This is a genomic window from Gammaproteobacteria bacterium (ex Lamellibrachia satsuma), from assembly GCA_019623805.1.
GTDB lineage: Bacteria > Pseudomonadota > Gammaproteobacteria > Chromatiales > Chromatiaceae > QGON01.
Genome location: CP053680.1, coordinates 1,022,005 through 1,041,783, shown reverse-complemented (window position 1 = coordinate 1,041,783; position 19,779 = coordinate 1,022,005). Strand labels below are relative to the sequence as shown.

Here is a 19,779-nt window from a genome sequence, read left to right as displayed (position 1 = left end):
CACAAAGCATCGTAGGTCAGATGCGCAACTCGGCATAATTGGACTTGGAGTCAAACATTCTACGCAACCTAACCCAGCGGTATAGGGGTATTTAATTCATATGGTAGGGTGCGCCGTGCGCACCAGAATAAGCAATTGCAGCAATAATGGTGCGTGCGGTACACCCTACGTTCTATGCCAGTCTCTCTTGCTTGATGCTCTTTTAGTGTCGGTTATTTTTACACTATCAGTAATCTACCGAATGCTGAAAGAGCAGTGCAATTACATAGGCTTACGAAGTCTTTCTGGATCTGATCAGCAATAAATGGCCTGTCAGGGCTGACTTTCTAGTGGAATTCACTGCTGTTTAGGGGCAATTGTTCCTAAACTGTCGAGATATTTTACATTATTTAAGGGTGATCTAATCCGCCATAAATAAAACCCATTAATATCAACAATATATAATATTGTGCACGGAAAATGCTGTGTAACATTGTGTGCTTGAAGTTTCGGCTGATAGCGTTTTGTGCTTATTGGCCCTAAGAAGCCTCTAATTTATAGAGACAAGGCTCAAAAAGACTGCCGGGGAACCGGAAAAACAACAAAGCAGGTTACTTTTGTGAAAGGGAGAGTTGGTCTTGACCAAGGATAGCAGGCCCAGAACAAAAACAGCTGAATTGATTTTGAGAGCTGTTTCGAGGCTCTGGAAGAGTGGTCGATCTGTTGCTAAAGGCCTTGCTATTCTTCCTCTTCTGCTTGGTTCCGTCATATCTTTTCTGCTCTTCTCCCCGACAGCCGAAGCGGCGTTCACTGACCGCTCTGCTACCAATCTCCCACTTCAACCCAGTGTCAGCTACCGTTTTGCCGATAGCGATATCAACGGTGACAGTGCAGTTGACCTCTTTGTTGCCAACAGGGGTAACAACTTTCTGCTCATCAATGATGGTGGGGGTTCCTATATAGATGAGTCGGCCACGCGGTTGCCTCAATCTTTGGCAACTACCACGGATGCTGGATTTGTTGATGTCGACGGTGATGGAGATCAGGATCTGCTACTCGCCAATTCACCAGAAGTTAACAGCCTTTGGTTGAATGACGGCTTCGGTCACTTTTCTGACGCTTCTGCAGGCCGTATGCCAGGCGATGCCAACAGCAGCATGGCATTGGAAATTTCAGATGTCGATGCCGATGGTGACCAGGATGTTCTGGTGGCGAACCGGGGGGGAGAAAACAAACTTCTGATCAATAACGGTTCAGGTATCTTTGCTGAGGAGAGCAATGTCCGTGGGATTATTGGTATTCGCCATACTTTTGATCTCAGTATGCTGGATGTTGATGGTGATGGCTCTGACGACATCTTTTTTGCCAATCGAGGTGCTCAAAACAGGCTGCTGATCAACAACGGTCTTGGGCATTTCAACGATGAAACCGCCGCCCGTCTGCCCTCAGGTAGCGGTCAGAGTAATGGTGTGGTTGCTGCCGACCTTGATGGCGACGGAGATCTGGATCTCCTGGTTGCTGAAGGCGCAGATGGATTGCGGCTGCTATTGAATGACGGTGGCGGGATTTTTACTGATGCAACGTCAGCGAGGCTGCCAGTCTATGCAGGTTTCAGCGTAAAAGCGGCTGTCATCGATGTCGAGCCGGATGGTGCCCCCGACATCCTGGCGGGCTTTGGTGACAGCGCCCGGTTATTCGTCAATGACGGCAGCGGTTTTTTTACTGATCAGACAGACAGCATGATGCCTGTGAACAGTGGGCGTGTGTTCGGTCTGCTCGTGCGGGATCTCGATGCCGATATGGATCAGGATATCCTGCTTGCCGTTCCGGGTGCACAGAACCGCCTGCTAGAAAACGAGACAGACCTGCCACGTATTCAACTGGTCGTTTCACCCGACTATATAGAGGTGGGCGACACTGCAGAATTCGGCGTCCAGGTGTTTGATGAAGAGGGTATTGCCAGCACCACAGTGACTGTGCGCAAGCCCGATGCCACCGATGTAACCGTTTCCCTGATGGGCGACCTCGCCAGTTATGTCACTGACGTGGCTGGCTTGCACGTTGTGACGGTGGAGGCTGAGGATAGCGGAGGCAGCAGTTACGCCCGCAGTCAGCCCTTTACGGTTGTCCTGCCTGATGTGACAGCGCCTGGCGTTACCATTGCGCTCAACACGACCCTCCCCATGGTGGGTGAATCGGTCGGCATAGATGTCAGTGCCAGCGATGCGGAGAGTGGTGTCGACAGTATCGAGTTGACTGTCAACGGAGTTGTTATACCGGTCGACAATAGTGGTCATGCGGATTATACGGCTGCTTCGCTAGGCGTACATACGGTATCGGTAACCGTTACCGACAGAGCGGGCAATGCAGGTTTGAGTGCGCCAGCACAGTTCGATGTCCAGCCTGATACGGGTGCGCCCACCGATGTCACTGTTAGTGTTACGCCGAATCCGGTTGCCCTGAACACATTGGCGGTCATCTCTGTTACAGCCAATGACAACGTCTCTGTCGATCAACTGACCGCCAAGGTTAGCGGCCCAGACACACCACCCGAAGGCGTTAGTGTCGCACTGGTGCTGAGCGGTGATCCCGCAAGTCGGAGTGGCAACGGTAACTACCGGCCGATGCTGCCCGGGACCTATACCGTCGATGTCACTGCACGGGATCCAGCGGGTAACGAGAGTTTCGCATCCACCACCTTCGAAGCGGTCGGTACTCCCGATAACGAAGCGCCCGTGGTTACGCTGAGCGTGGTGCCGCATTCAGTGGCCACTGGTGGCAGTATCGATATCAACGTCTCCGCCAGCGACAACATTGGCGTTACCGTCGCTACGCTCGAGATCAACGGCTCGCCGGTGGTGCTCGACGGGGATGGACACGCCGTGTTTACCCTGCTTGCTGCAGGCTCCTACAGTGCCGTGGCCCGAGCCTGGGACGACTGGGGCAATGAGGGTATTGCGACAGACACACTGATGGCAGTGGATTTGGCAGACGATGTCACACCGCCCACCGTCGAGATAGACACGCCTCTGGAAAATGCCGAGATCGTGGGACAGGTGGATATTCACGGCACGGTCACCGATGAGACGCTGGCCTCATACCGGATGGAGTATGCGCCGGTGGGCGGCAGCTTCACCGAGTTTGCCAGCGGCAATGTTGAGGTGCTTGGCGGCCTGCTGGGCACACTGGATACCAGCGGTTTCAGCGAGGGGCTCTACGAAGTACGGCTCACTGCCCAGGACGGCAACGGTGTGACCGCATCGACCTCCAGGTACTTTGTCTATATCGATGGTATCCAGTTGGGTCGTTTCACCCTGGACTACCAGGATCTGTCTATTCCCTCCATGGGCATAGCTATCAACGTACAACGCAACTATGACAGTGCTTCCGATCAGGTGGGTGATTTTGGTCCTGGCTGGAAACTTTCCCTGCTCGACAGCGACCTGCGCGAGGATGCCCAGGGTAATGTCTTTGTCACCCTGCCAAACGGCCGGCGCACTGCGTTTGTCTTTCGTCCAACAATGCCGTCGCCGTTCTTCCCGATCTACCTGCCGGAATACCAGGCACCTCCGGGTATCTATGACAAGCTTGAAACTCCCGACTGCTCCTCCCTGGTCTATTCAGGTGGGCAGTGGTTCTGCGGTTTGGGTACAGTCCCGTTCAATCCGGAAAACTACCGCATCACCACCAAGGAGGGCATGGTCTACGACATCAACCAGACCCTTGGTGTGACGCGGATCGAGGATCGCAACGGCAACACCCTGGAGATCGGCGACAACGGCATCGTCAGTCGTGACAGCGCCGGTGCCCTGGTGAAAGAGGTGGTCTTCTATCGCAACGCAGAGGGCCGCATCACCTCGGTGGTTGATCCCCTCGGCAATGCATTCAGCTATCTCTACGATGTCGATGGCCGCTTGACTCAGACCATCGACCAGCAGGGCAACGAGACCGACTTCATCTATCAGGGTTCGAGCCATCTGCTCGATGACGTGATGACACCAGGGGGTTGTTTCCCGCTCAAGAATATCTTTGATGTCGACGGTAACCTGGTCGAGCGCCAGGATGCGGCAGGCAACAGTACCACCTACACGTACGACACGGCCGCGAGCACAGAAACGGTCACCAATGCGCGCGGTTTTGCCACCACCTATTACTACGACAGGGCAGGCCGGGTTGTACGGGTTGATGATGCGCTGGGCACCACCACGCTCAATGAATATGACGAGAGTGGCAATAGGATCAGAGTGGTCGATCCCTCCGGCATGGTGACGAACTACACTTATGACGCCAACGGCAATGCACTGACACGGACCTTCGAGCCTGAGCCTGGTAGGCCGGTGAGCTTTACCTCAGAGTACAACACCTATGGACAGGTCACCCGTTACATCAACCCGGAGGGTGATCGCACCGACAAGACCTATGACGCTGACGGTAACCAGGTTCGCAGGGAACTGTTTGATGCAGCAGGCGTTTCGATCGGTGTGGAAACCTTCACCTATGATGCCAACGGCAACCGTCTGAGTTGGACTGACGCAGGCGGCAAGACCACCGGTTACGCCTACGATGCCCTCGGCAACCAGACGAGTATTACCGACCCGACCGGCGTCACATCAACCCTGGAATACGATGCCAACGGCAATCGGACGGCCTTGATCGATGGACTGGGGAACCGTAGCGTGTTCACCTTCAATGGTCTGAACAAGCCAACCAGCATGACCCATGCCGGGGAGGCATCGCCAAGGTATGCCATCTCCTATACTGCCGAGGCTGAGGTGGAGACGCTTACCGATGCAAACGGTGATATCACCACCTACAACTACGACTGCATGGGCAACATGGCCCAGGTGGTTGATGCTCATGGCCAGACCACCGATTTTGGCTTCGATGCGGTAGGCAACCTGAGTGGTATCACCCTGCCCAACGGCAACCTGGTTCAGTTGGACTTCGACGGCAGCAACCGGATGACCGGGCGCACCGGACCTGACGGCGGTACCTGGGGTTATGGCTATTCACTGAATGGTCTGATCGATCGCTTCACCAGTCCGGACTTGAGGGCGGTCGTTCACGACCTGGATAACATGGACCGGATGGTGCGCCGTACCGAACCCGAGCGCACGGTCGACTTCATTGTCGATGGCAACAGCCGCATAACCTCGGTGACCGAGCACACCGGCGGCACCGAGCATGTCACCAGCTACAGTTACGACGGCAACGGTCTGGTTACCGAGGTTACCGACCGTAATGGCCGCCGCATCGACTACGGCTGGAATACCCGTGGCGACATCACCAGCCTTACCAGCAGCGACGGGCTGAATACAACCTATACCTATGATGATGCAAGCCGCGTCAAACGGGTCACCACCGGCGCTCACTGGGCAGAATACAGCTACGATGGCGCGGGGCGTCGTAGCCGCATTGACTACAGCAACGGTACTGCTGCCGAATATGGCTACGATACCCTGGGCGAACTGACCGGCCTGGTCATCCGGGACGGCGGGGGCAGTGTCATCTCCTCCTATGGTTACGGGCTTGACGGCAACAATCTACGCACCGTCGTTACTACCGAGGACGGTAGTATCAGCTACGATTACGATGCGCTCTATCGTCTGATCCGTGAGGAGGTGAATACTGCGAGCCTCGGCGCCTTCGCCAGCAACTACGCCTATGATGCAGTTGGCAACCGTCTGGACAGCGGTGCGACCTTCGGTGCCGACAGTCGTCTGTTGACTCATGGCGGTGCGACCTACACCCACGACGACAACGGTAACGTTACCGGACGGGGCAGTGAGAGCTTCACGTATGACTCCAGCCAGCGTCTGACCGGTTACAACGATGGGGCCAGCAATGCAAGCTACGCCTATGACTATCTCGGTCGCCGTATCGAGCGGACGGTGAACACTGACACCACCCAGTATTTCTACCACGATCAGGATGTGCTGGCGGAGTACGATGGTGCCGGTAACCGTCTTGCTAGCTATACCTATGCCCCCGGCATGGATCAGTTGCTGATGATGGAACGTAGCGGCCAGGTCTGGTTCTACCACACAGATGGTCTCGGCAGCGTGATTGCAATCACCGATGTGGCCGGCAACCTGGTGCAGCGTTATGGTTATGACGCCTGGGGCAACATCATCCTCAGCGACGGCCCCTTCGCTTTTAGCGGTAGCGGCAGTCAGGTCAATACCCGCACCTACACCGGTCGTGAGTATGATGCCGAGAGCGGGCTCTACCACTACCGTGCCAGGACCTACGATCCGACACTCGGCCGCTTCCTGCAGAAGGATCCGGATCAAGGGCTTCGTATGGTTCCGCAGACCCTGCATCCCTATGCCTATGTGCGCAACAACCCGGTGAACTTTGTCGACCCGACGGGACGGATCGCCCTTATTCAGTACACATTCCTGTTGACCTATCCCAATGGCCGTGAGGTGGTGACGGCGGCGATCGGCTGGCTCCAGGGCTTCGGGCTCACCAACATGGTCTTCGCCGGTGAAGTAATGGTGCAGGCCACTATCCATCCCGGGGATCTGGGCGCTATCTGGGCCAACGCGCTGGAGAACACCAAGGCGGTAATGGAAGAGGCAAAAAGTGCGTTAGGCAAATTCGGTAAGGGCGCGGAACTATTGGGTGTTGCCGGGATGCCAGGCGCTTTTGCCGGCGGTGTTTCCTTTGAATTCGGTATCGAAATCAAGCTGTTTAATGGTGACTCCCTTGGTAAGGCCAGCATCAAGGCCGAAGGTGGTGGGTTCGAGAACGGCTACAACGCAGCGCTTACATACATCGGCTCGCTGGGACCGAGGTAGAGACGAACGGATATGCTTAGGCGAATGGAAAAAGGTGATCAGGGCAAACGCTCTTTCGTGTCGCGCGGAATGGTGGTGACTGCCTGTGTGTGTGTCTTTTCATCCCTGATCGCCTTTGCCGTCGACCATAATATCGGCACCGCCGACGGCAGTTTCGAGAGCGGCTTTGTCGGCATGGTCAGCGAAGGCGATGCCCAGATCGTCACCGGCCACGGTCCGCTGCTGCCGACCCAGGGCGGACAGGCAGCCCTGCTCACCAGTCAACCCGACAGCGGTCCAGCGCTGCTCGATGTCGATGTCAGCCGTATCCGTATCGTGGATTTCACTGTTCCCGCAGGTGCTACGGAACTGCGGCTCGACTACAACTTCCTCAGTAACGAGCCCAACCCCAGTTACATGAACGACCGCTTTACGGTGCGTCTGTTGACCCCGGGTGGTGAAGATGTGCTGCTGCAGGAGGATACCTTCGAACCGGCGTTCCCCTCGGTCTGGACGGGGTATGAGCGCCAGACTGGTTTTCGTCTCATGCGGGCTGATGTCTCCACCCATGCTAGCGGTGTTGATCTGCTTACCCTGGAGATCGAACTGGCCGATGACGGTGATGGCCGGTTGGACAGCGCGGTGTTCCTCGACAACCTCCACTTTGCCGATGCGGATGATCCCCATGCAGCGGCCGGGATTGACTATTTTACTGCGGCTCCCAACGATGTCTTTCCTCTCAGTGCTGCCGGTTCCGGCGATGACGGCACTATCGTCAGCTATGCATGGGACATGGGCAACGGAGATACCCTGGTCGGACCCACGCCTTTCTATTCATACAGCCAGGACGGTATCTACCAGGTCTCCCTGACAGTTACCGACGATAACGGCAACCAGGGTACTGATACCTTGCAGATCGTGGTAGGCGATCTCGGTCCGACCATCGTCTCCTCACCGGTACTCTCGGCTGCGGAAGGCATTGAATACAACTACCAGGTAACGGTGCAGGATCCGGAAGTGGCCTTCGGTGACGTGCTGGTCTATTCCCTCACAGGTGCACCTGTCGGCATGTCCATCGACACGGCAAACGGCTTGATCACCTGGACACCGCCCACCGGCGCCAACCTCAGTCTGCCGGTAGCTGTCAGGGTCGAGGATTCCAACGGCCTCAGCGATACCCAGGCCTACGAGGTCAGCGTCGGCGCCGATATCTACATGGTGGCGACGGACGACAGCGCCCGTACCTACTATGCCCGCAGCAACGGCGACGGCACCTTCCAGCCGCTCCGATTCGTGGATGATACCGGCCACTATACCCGCGGTGCGGCCATCGCTGACTTCGACAAGGACGGGGATTTCGACTTCGTCTCCGGCCACGGCTACAGCAGCCCCGATATCGACCTCTACTACTACGAAAAAGAGGGTGATGGCTTCAAGGCCGCGGTCTTCTTGGGCAGCCTGGGCGATCAGCTCAATCCCGCCTACGATTGGCCAATGGACATGGCCGCCGAGGATTTCAACGGCGACGGCCACATGGACTTCGTGGTCAACGGCAACAGCGGCAACATGTGGTTGTTGACCAACCATGGCCAGATCACCTTCGGCGAAGAGATCTTTTTCGAGTCAGGCTTCGAGACTGGCAACGAAGGCTGGGGTGGCGCGCAGTGCAGCACCACCATGGCGAGGGATGATGCCACTGCTGCGACCGGCAGCTGGAGTATGCGCCTGACTGCCACCGCCGATGGCTCCTGTCTCTCCAACGACATCAATCCTGCGAGCTGGTATTTCCGTAATGGATCCACCGTTTCTTTCGCCTATCGGATTCCGCCTGGCGTACCGGCGGGCCTGCTGTTCCGCGCGGGAAACATGTATAGCCAGGATCTGGGATGGATCTATCTCGGCGGCAGTTCCACAGCCGATGGTGGCGTATACGACTATCCTGAAGTACCAAAGGTCACGTTGATCGACGACGGCAACTGGCACACCATCAGCTTCGACGTCAACGCAGCAGTCAAAAAGCATTGGTCGGATGCCTGGTACCTCACCGAATTTGAGTGGTATACCGCCAACAATGCTGTTAGTGGCGACCAGTTCTGGTTCGACGATTTCCGTGTGACGCGGCGAACCTACGAATCCGGGTTTGACATCGGCCTGCTGGAGAACAATCCGGGGTCTGGCAGGGGTACAGATGCGGCGGACGTCGACCACGACGGCAACATGGACTTCGTCCGAGGCAACTATTCGAGCGGAGAAATCCATCTCTACCGTGGTGACGGGGCCGGCGGTTTCACGCGTTCCTATATCGGGAATCCCCAGCCAAGCAACAACGATCCTTATGGCGTGGTAACTGCGGACTTTGATAGCGATGGTATTCCCGACGTCATTGCGGTTTCCGGAGACTGGGGAGACGTTGCCTTTTTCCGTGGCAACGGCGACGGCACCTTCCAGGAAGGCGTCTATGTGCCGAGCCTGGATTTCAACCGGCATGCCGCCTACGGTGTCTATGATTTCGACAATGACGGCAACCAGGACATCGTCTCCGTCGATTACAATGGTCGCAAGGCTTGGTACCACCCAGGTAACGGCGACTCCAGTTTCGGCGATCGGGTCGAGATTAGTGGTCTGCCCTCCAATACCCTGGGTGTGGCCGCCCCCGCCGGTCGTGTCTTTGGCCAGCCCTACAGCCAGTTGGCCGCCAGTACCGATGTCACCGGAACCGGTGGATCGGTGGACTTTGATGCCAGCGATTCCACCGATGACGGCACTATCGTCCACTACGCCTGGGATTTCGGTGATGGCACCACTGGTGAAGGCGACACCATCAACCATACCTTCAATGGCGAAGGCACTTTCCTCGTCAAGGTCACCATAACCGACGATGAGGGCAAGCGGGACCGCAGCAGTGTCAAGGTCACTGTCAGTGGCACGCCCCCTGTGGCTGATGCGGGTGGTCCCTATCATTTTGGTGAAGAAGTTGCCCTGAATGGAACCTGGCGTGCCTCGTTTGACGGCAGCGGTTCCAGTGATCCCGAGAGCGGCATTGCCCGCTACGAGTGGGACTTCGATGATAGCGACGGCATCGGCGTGGATGCCACGGGCTCAGAGCCGCAGCATATGTATGATGTAGCTGGTGTCTACCTGGCGACCCTGACGGTCTACAATGGGGCGGGCCAGTCTGCCATCGCTACCGCCACGGTTACAGTAGGGACTGGGGCAACACCGGTGCCAGTGTTGAACGGTCCTGCAGTATTGAACGAAAGTCACGCCTCGCTCGGTGAGTGGACGGGTTGGTTCGATATCGGTGCTTCCAGCGACGACAACGCGTTGGCGGGCTACCTGATCGATTGGGGTGATGGGAACAGCGAGGAGATCGTCGCTACCCTGCGTGACGATTTTGACGACGGCGATTTTACTGCCAACCCAGCCTGGACCGCTTCCGGTGGCACCTGGCTGGTGGAGAACGGCCGTCTGCACCAGACCAATACCAGCAACGCTTGGCGATATCTCCAGGAGTTCACCGGGGAGTACCGGGATTTCGAACTGGAACTCGATTTCCGTGCCGTGAGTACCGGCGATGGTTACATGGGTATCCTCTTCCGCAGCGACAACCAATCGGGAACCAAAGACGGTTTCCTGATGTATTCGCGCAACAGTTGGGACTTCTGGCGTTTCCATGACTGGAGCACCGAAGAAACCCTGGTTGACAACGGCTCTGGCTGGGATCCCGGCTACTGGTACCACCTGCGCCTGCGGGTGGTCGGCGGCAACATGAAACTCTACGTGACGCCGGAAGGCGGCACCGAAAGCCTGCAGGTGGAAGCTGATGACCCCAGACATACCTCTGGAGGCATAGGCCTGCTCTCCTACGCTCAGAGCCTGGTCTATGACAATGTACGCATCACACGACTTGGCAGCGATGCTCGCGCCGTACCCCATAGCTATTCTGCCGAGGGTATTTACGATATCCAGTTGACCGCCACCGATCATGCAGGCCAAAGCACCATTTCGTTACAGCAGGTTGTGGTGGAAGCGGGTGTGGCTCCGGTAGCCGATAATGGCGGCCCCTATGAACTCACCGAGGCGGATGCCCAAGCTGGTCGCTGGCTGCTGGAACCCGATCTGACGGCCTCTACGGATGATCAGGCCATCCAGCGTTTCACCATAGATTTTGGCGATGGCACCACTCACACCACGGCCCAAAGCGGTTCACTGAACACGGGTTATTTTACCGCCGGTACCGATCTCTATGGCTACGATCTGACACAAGCGTCTCTGCGCATCATCGCTGTTGAAGATGACACGGCACTGCGGGTCATTGATCTGGCAACCGGCCAGGAACTTGGCAGAAACAGCCTGAACCGCTTCGGCCAGTGGGACTATTCACCGGGTGACGGTGTCTACTTCAAGGTCGAGGCGAACAAGCCGGTCGTCGTCTACGAAAGCGATTTCGATCGCCACTCCGCCTTTGTCCCCTCCCTCGATCAGGAGCCGGTGGGCAACGAATTTATCTTCCACCGCGATCCCAACGACGGTTTCTATCTGTTCGCCTATGCCGACAGCTTGGTCAGGGTTTTTGATACCAGTGACAACCTGGTTGCAGAACAGGCGATGTCTGCAGGTACTTATTGGCAGCCGACGATCCTTGGCACCACCCGCTACCGGGTGGTCTCCAGTGGTCCCGTCTCGATGCAGACTACCGGCAACAACGGCTACACCACTGTGCCTTCATCCAACGGCTCACCGGTCGGGTGGGAGTTCCAGTTTGCCGTGGTCGGCTCGACCACAGGTGCCGTTGCCGCCTTTGCCCATGAGGATGCTGACCTCGAAATCATCGACATGGATTCCGGTGTCTCTCTCCACACCCAGTCGGTCAGCGCCGGGCAGATGTGGTATCAGAATGGCCTCGGAACCCGTCGTCTGCGTCTGGTGGCCAACGGTGACGTCGAGGTCTGGGCCGGAGATACCGAGGGTGGCGATACCCTGGCATATCTGGGTGACGATACCTCCACCACCACCGGCCTTGGCGGTACGGATTTTCTGCTGCACGAACTGGGGGATGGCGTGGTTGTGTTTGCGCCCCATGATGGTACCGAGGTAAGGCTCAACGGCCTGCTTGCCGATACCCTGGGCCAGGATGGCTACCTACGCCTGAATGCTACCGATTTCAGCGGAACTGCGCCTCACCAGATCACTGCGAGTCAGCCGGTGGTCATCCAGACCCTGGGTGGGGCGAGCGCCTATAACGACCTGGGAACATGGCTGGGCGGCGTCTCCACGCGTCACCGTTATACCTCTCCCGGCACCTACGACCTGAGCGTGGCAGCCACCGACAGGGCGGGCCAGACCGACACGGCGTTATCCACAGTAACTGTCAGCCTGGGTGCGCCGCCGGAGCCGGTCATCGCCGGTCCGGTACTGCTGGATGAGAGCCACGCGAGCAACGGCCTCTGGAACGGTACCTTCGACGGTAGCGGCTCCACCGATGACTTCGGCATCTATGAATATGAGTGGGTCTTCAATCCCGCCCTGCTGATCGACGACTTTGCAGGAGACACCCTGGATGTCTCTCGCTGGATCGCACCCACGGGTGTCTATCAGGAAGAAAGGATCGTCGTGGCCGGTGTCGGCAGCTGGAGCAATCGTTATCTTTCCAGCGTGGACAATCACGACAGAACCGACGGCAAGGTCTTCCAGCTCCAGGTCCGGCCGGTAAATCTGGCGGGTAACCAGTACGGTATGTGGGGACTCAAAAACAGCAGCACCAGCAACTTTCACTACAACCAGATGCCCCATGCCGTCTACTTCGTGAACGGAGCAATTAACATCTATGAGAACGGTAGTAACCTTGGGGTAAAAGGCGGCTATACTCGTGGCAGGCTCTATGATGTTCGCATCACCTTGAAAACGGAAGGCGCCATCTACGAGATGAAGCCGGCTGACGAAACCGTCTGGAGTCTACTGCATGAGACCAGCACCCGTACCGAGACGCCACTAAAAATCGGCGGCACGGTACATTCGGGCGTCTTTGAATTCGACAACCCATCATTCGGTGCACAGGTTATCTATGGCGAGATGGTGGAGTACGGTTTTGCAACTACAGGTGATCATGAGGTCAATCTGACAGTGCGAGACCAGGCGTTGCAGTCCTCCTCCCAGACCGTGACGGTAAGCGTGGAGCAGGGCGCTCCCCCTGTTGCCGATGTCGGTGGCCCTTATACCGCAGAAGTTGGCAGTTTCATCCGCTTCGACGGTAATGGTTCCAGTGACGATACCGCAATTGCCAGCTACCATTGGGATTTCGGTGACACCTCCGGCGGTCCTGGGGATGCGGATCTTCCGTATACCAGCAAAGGGCCGAATCCTGACCATTTCTACCGTGCTGCCGGAGATTATCCCGTCACTCTGACAGTGACTGACAACACAGGTCAGACCAGCGTGGATACGGCGACGGTCTCAGTGGTGACCGGTGATATGCCCGTCGCGCTGGTAACACCACCCTCTCAGGCAGGTGCGGGTGGGCCACCGGCCTATTTCGATGCTTCCCAATCGAGCGACGACTACGGCATTGTTGAATACCGTTGGGATTTCGATGACCAGGCCGACAGTGATGGTGACGGAGACCCCACTAACGATATCGACGCAGTGGGACAACGACCCTTCCATACTTATTCCCTGATAACCGGAGTAAATGGTGTGCTGCTTTCGGATGATTTCGAAGGTGCCTCTCTCGATGCGGCCATGTGGACTTCAGCTGGGGCGACCCAGGACAGCGGTGTTTTGTCGATCACTGGAAGTGGTATTTGGGGGCAGCGCTATGTCTACAGTACTGCTAACTTTGAGCGCGAGCGTTTCAGCTTTACCGGTACGGTACAACCCGCCGCAGATGGTGGTACCCAGCGCATCATGTGGGGTGTCAAAGACAGCGGTACCAGTGGGCATTATAACGCGATGGCCCATGCCATCTATTTCGACGGTGGTAGTCTGGCGATTTATGAAAATGGTTCCGGTCGCGGCACTGTAGGCAGCTATGTTCGTGGAACGACTTATGAGGTACGCATTGATATCAAGGGGCAGGGTGCCGATTACTACATCCGGGAAGCGGGTGCGGCAATCTGGACCGCGCTAACCTCATACAGTTCCCGCAACCAGAGCATAGCTCCGCTCAAGATTGCCGCTACGGTGAGCCACAGCACGGCAACATTCGATGATTTCAAGGTCGAGTCGCTTGGTGGCTATGTGGCGCTGTTGACGGTAGAGGACGGCGCCGGTCAGACCAGCACTGCCCAGGTCACCGTGCCGGTTGCCCCCAATCTGCCGCCGAATGTAATTACCGTGCCCTGGGTGGCCCACGATCCGCTGGCGCCCCATGAGACCTACAATGGTCGGGCGATTCGGCTCAAGGGTATGGTACGTGATGCCGATCCTGTTGAATTCCAGTGGGACTTCGGCGACGGTACCTCTTCGGCTGTCACAGCTGTCACCAACAGTTACGACCTATCCATAGAACACACCTATCCTGATGTGCCGAACGATACACCGTTCGTGGCCACCCTCAAGGTCTGGGACAGCGCCGGTCAGATGGGTCAGGACAACTACAATATCGTGGTCAAGCCCCAGGTCATGAACACTGAGATCAATGTCGCCATCGACGAGGGACTCTGGTACCTGCATCAGACCCAGAGCCGCCGGGTCGAGGACGGCTACGATGTTGGTTACTGGACCAGTAACGCACGGGCAAGTGCCACAGCTTCCGCCTTGCAGGCATTCCTGGTCAACGGTCACCTGGAGACCTCCAGCCACCACGAAGATCCTTACGCGGAAACCGTGATGCGCGGTTTTCGCCAACTGTTCCGTGATCTGGGTTCGGTGGATATCGCGGTCCAGACTTACGGCGAGCCGGATACCAACGGCAACGGCATCGGTATACAAACCGGTCAGAGCAGCATCATCAATGGTCGTTCCAGTAGCTCCGGCGGTCAGCCGATCTACCAGGGTGGCCAGGTGATGGATGCCATCGCAAGTTCGGGAACACCGCTGGCGCGGAGCATTACCGGCGGTACCAACGTAAATCGTCGCGCCTATTTCGACATCCTTACCGACATGGCAGACCAGTACGCCTGGGGCCAGACCGAGCAGGGTAGCGGTGGCGGCTGGCGCTATGGCTGGAACAACTCCATCGACAACTCGGCGGCGCAGTGGGGAGCAGTCGGATTACTCGCCGCTGAGGATGTCTTCGGCATCCCTGTATCTCAGTGGGTGAAGGAGAGAAACCTCGTCTGGCTGGGCAGTAGTTTCAACGGCACTGGATTCGGTTATACGGCGGGTGGCACCAGCAATACGGGTGCGCCTTCCGGGTTGGTGCAATTGATCTTGGATGGCATGGACACCGCTAGTCCCATGTGGCGAGCCTCGGAGAATTGGATCGCAGAGAACTGGCAGACCGAGTACATCAAGAATTTGGGTAATCGGCCCTACTACCCTTATTACGCATTGACCAAGTCTATGCGACTGGCGCAGCCCGGTCCGGTGGAACAGTTCGCGCTCAATGGGTTCGACTGGTTCAACGACCCGGAACTTGGCATCGCCCGTACCCTGGTGGACGACCAGTCCACCGATGGCAGCTTCCCCGGCAGCGAATGGGTTACCGCCCAGTTGCGCAGCGCCTGGGGCGTGATCATCCTCAGCCGTAGTCTGTTCGTGCAGCCGCCTGTGGCGGATGCAGGCAGGGACCGTACCTGGGCGGTTGACCGTTCACTTACCCTCGACGGTTCCGGTTCCTTCCACCTGGATCCCTTCCGCAGTATCGTCAAGTACGAGTGGGATTTCGATGGGGACGGTACCTTCGATCATGTGAGTAGCGAGCCGACAGTCGAACATATCTACGCTTCCGCTGATTACCCCGAGTCCAGTCTGCCACAGACCATCACCGTTACCTTGCGCGTCACCGACAATAATGTTCCTGCGCTGACCTCTTCGGATAGCGCCGAGATCACCATCAGCATTCCGCCCCGTCCGCCGGTGGCCGATGTGGGTGGTCCCTATACCTGCACCCAGGGCATTGCCTGCCAACTCGATGGATCTGCCTCATTCGATCTGGACGAGCCACATGACTTCATCGTCCGTTTCGGATGGGAACTCGACTTGGCCGAGGTACCGAGGGACTTCGACGACGCGACCGGAGCAACTGCGCAACATACCTTCATCGACCTGGGCACCTTCGATATCGGCCTCAAGGTTTGGGACAACGGCTTCCTCAACGATATAGATGGTGATGGTGAAGTTGACGAGAACGAGCGCAAGACCGACCAGGAGTTCACCCGGGCCACCGTGGTGGAGAACCTTGGACCATCAGCGGTGGTGGGTGGTCCCTATACAGTCGATGAGGGTGATGATGTCGTGCTGAATGGCAGCGGCGCCGATCCCAATGGCGACTCGCTGGTCTATCTTTGGGATCTGGATGATGATGGCGGCTTCGGCGATGCCACCGGACAGAATCCCAATTTCAACGCATTGGATGATGGCATCTATCCGATCCATCTGCAGGTAAGCGACAGCCTGTTGGCCGACGCAGCTGACACCACGGTTACGGTCAACAACGTATCGCCGACGGTTGATGCCGGTGCGGATCAGAGTGTAGAAGAGGGTGAGTCAGTCAACTTTAGCGGCACTTTCAGTGACCCCGGGAGCCAGGATACCCACAGTTTCACATGGGATTTTGGTGACGGCAGCAGTGTAAGTGGCAGCCTGACGCCAAGCCATTCATTTCCAGAGGATGGTACCTACACAGTAACCCTCACGGTAACGGATGACGATGGCGGTGTAGGAACCGATACCTTAACGGTATCGGTCAGCAATGCAGTGCCGCTTGTGGATGCCGGTCCCGATCAAACCACCGGCGAAGGTGACACGACAAACTTTGCCGGTAGTTTCACCGATCCCGGTACGGTCGATACCCACACCTACGAGTGGGATTTTGGTGACGGCAGCGCGACAGTGAGCGGCAGCCTGACTCCGAGTCATACCTTTGTGGATAACGGTACTTATACGGTCACCCTGACGGTTACCGACAGTGATGGCGGCGTGGGTAACGATACCTTGATCGTAGCGGTCAACAACGCCGCACCGAGCGTGGAAGCCGGATCCGATCAGGCGATCAACGAAGGAGACACCGCCAGTTTCAGCGGTAGCTTCACCGATCCGGGCACAGCCGACACTCACAGTTTCGAGTGGAACTTCGGTGATGGCAGCGCACCAGTGAGCGGTAGTCTGATCTCAAGCCACGTATATACTGATAATGGTGTCTACACGGTCACCCTGACGGTCATCGACAAGGACGGCGGTGTGGGTAGCGATACCCTGACGGTTACCGTCAGCAACGTGGCGCCGGTAGTCACTGTACCCGCAGGCCAGACGACCACCGAAGGCGGTACGGTTACCCTGCCCGATGCTACCTTCAACGATGTCGGTACCGGGGATACCCATACCGCAACGGTCGATTGGGGAGACGGCACTGTTGATAACGCGGCAGTCACCCAAGGTGCAGGCAACGGTAGTGTTGCACTGGGCAGCCACGGCTATGCCGAAGACGGCATCTACACTGCCACTGTCAGCGTGACCGATGATGATGGCACCGTCGGCAGCAACAGCCTAACCATCTCGGTGAGCAATGCCAGGCCTGTTGTAGAGGCCGGTCCGAACCAGGGCGGCGCACCGGGCGATACTATCAATCTGGCCCCGGCAACCTTCACCGATGCCGGTGTAGAGGACACTCACACAGCGAGCATCGACTGGGGTGACGGCACCATCGAGGCCGGTACTGTGACCCAGGGCGCAGGCAGCGGCAACGTGGCAGGCAGCCATGTCTATGCGGCGGACGGCAGCTACACGGTCACAGTAACGGTAACCGATGATGAAGGTGCATCAGCCAGCGACAACTTCCAGGTGAACCTTAGCACCGCCAATGTTAGGCCCACTGCGGGTGCGGGTGGTCCCTACACCACCGACGAAGGTGGTACGGTCACCTTCGACGGCAGTGGCTCCAGTGATCCGGACAACGGTCCGAGCCCGCTCAGCTACGCCTGGGATCTGGATGGCGATGGCCAATATGATGACGCCACAGGCGTGACAGTCATCCTGCCGATCCAGCCCGACAACACCAGTTTCACCGTTGGACTCCAAGTCAGTGACGGCCTACTTACGGCCACCGACACTGCCACGGTGACGGTCAACAACGTGGCGCCGACAGCAAACGCCGGTCCTGACCAGACAGCCAATGAAGGTAATACGGCCAACTTCGCAGGTAGCTTTACTGATCCGGGAACGGTAGACACCCACACCATCGAATGGAACTTCGGTGACGGCAGTGCGCCGGTGAGCGGCAGTCTGACTCCAAGCCACACCTACGCAGACAACGGGGTCTACACGGTCACCCTGACGGTTACCGACAAGGACGGCGGTATGGACACAGACACGCTCACAGTCACCGTCGGCAATGTGGCGCCGGTAGTCGCCGTACCCACAGGTCAGACGATCACCGAAGGCGATACGGTGACCCTGCCTGACGCCAGCTTCACCGATGCCGGTACCGGGGATACCCATACAGCGACCATCGATTGGGGTGATGGCACCGCCGAACTCGGTACAGTGACCCAAGGCGCAGGCAACGGCAGCGTTGCACTGGGCAACCACATCTATGCCGAAGACGGCATCTACACTGTCACTGTCAGCGTGACCGATGATGATGGCACCCTCGGCAGCAACAGCCTAACCATCTCGGTGAGCAATGCCAGGCCTGTTGTAGAGGCCGGTCCGAACCAGGGCGGAGCACCGGGCGATACTATCAATCTGGCCCCGGCAACCTTCACCGATGCCGGTGTAGAGGATACCCACACAGCCACCATCGACTGGGGCGACGGCACCACTGACGCAGGTACAGTGACCCAGGGAGCAGGCAATGGCAGCGTGGCAGGCAGTCATACCTATGCCGCTGACGGCAACTACACAGTCACCGTCACGGTAACCGATGATGACGGCCTCTTCGGCAGCGACAGCTTCCAGGTGATCCTCACCACCGCCAACGTTGGACCCACCGCTAATGCAGGTGGCCCCTACACAATCAACGAAGGCCAAGGCGTCACCCTCGACGGCAGCGCCTCCAATGATCCTGACAGCGGACCGAGCCCACTCAGCTACGCTTGGGATCTGGACGGCGACGGCCAGTACGATGATGCTACCGGCGTCACCGTGACCCTGCCGATCCAACCTGACAACAGCAGCTTCACAGTTGGACTCCAAGTCAGTGACGGCCTGCTTACGGCCACCGACACTGCCACGGTGACAGTCAATAACGTTGCACCAACCGCAAACGCCGGGCCGGACCAGACGATCAACGAAGGTGGCAGCGCCAGCTTCAGCGGCAGTTTCAGCGATCCTGGATCGGTCGATACGCACACCATCGAGTGGAACTTCGGTGACGGCAGTGCGCCGGTGAGCGGCAGTCTGACCCCGAGCCATACCTATCTGACAGCCGGCGTCTATACAGTGAGGTTGACTGTCACGGACAAGGACGGCGGTGTCGGTAGTGACACCTTGACGGTGACCGTGCAGGCTGGAGCAGTGCAGACGATCTTCAACCTGTCGGCCCGTCCCAAGTCGAACGAAGTTTTCTTGACTTGGGCACCGGTGGCAGGGGCTGATAGCTACAATATCTACCGCAGCACCACGTCCGGTGGTCCTTATGCGCAGATCGCAAGCGGGCATGTCTGCGACTATTGCGCCTACTACAATCCGGGTCTGACCAACGGCGTGACCTACTACTATGTGGTCACATCAGTGAAGAACGGCTCCGAGTCCCTCTCCTCGAACGAAGCAAGTGCCACGCCGCAAGCCAGGAGTTCTAGAAGCCGACGCTGACAGGGTGCTGGTTCGGCGAACAGGTTCAATTGTGAAGACGGGCTTGCTACTGCTCAAGGCGTAGGCACGATCAAGCATGGTGGATTGGGCGTTTTTGAATTGGCAG

2 protein-coding genes are annotated in these 19,779 nt (G+C 57.6%); both read left to right on the top strand.

Annotated elements, in window-relative coordinates:
• Nucleotides 1–662 precede the first annotated feature (662 nt).
• The gene (locus HPY30_04610) at nt 663–6,782 is read left to right on the top strand and encodes a hypothetical protein (protein QYZ65327.1); all 6,120 of its coding nucleotides are present in this window, start codon (nt 663–665) and stop codon (nt 6,780–6,782) included.
• 24 nt (nt 6,783–6,806) lie between these two features.
• Complete coding sequence (locus HPY30_04605; GenBank protein ID QYZ65326.1) at nt 6,807–19,673, top strand: PKD domain-containing protein; 12,867 nt, start codon at nt 6,807–6,809, stop codon at nt 19,671–19,673.
• Nucleotides 19,674–19,779 lie beyond the last annotated feature (106 nt).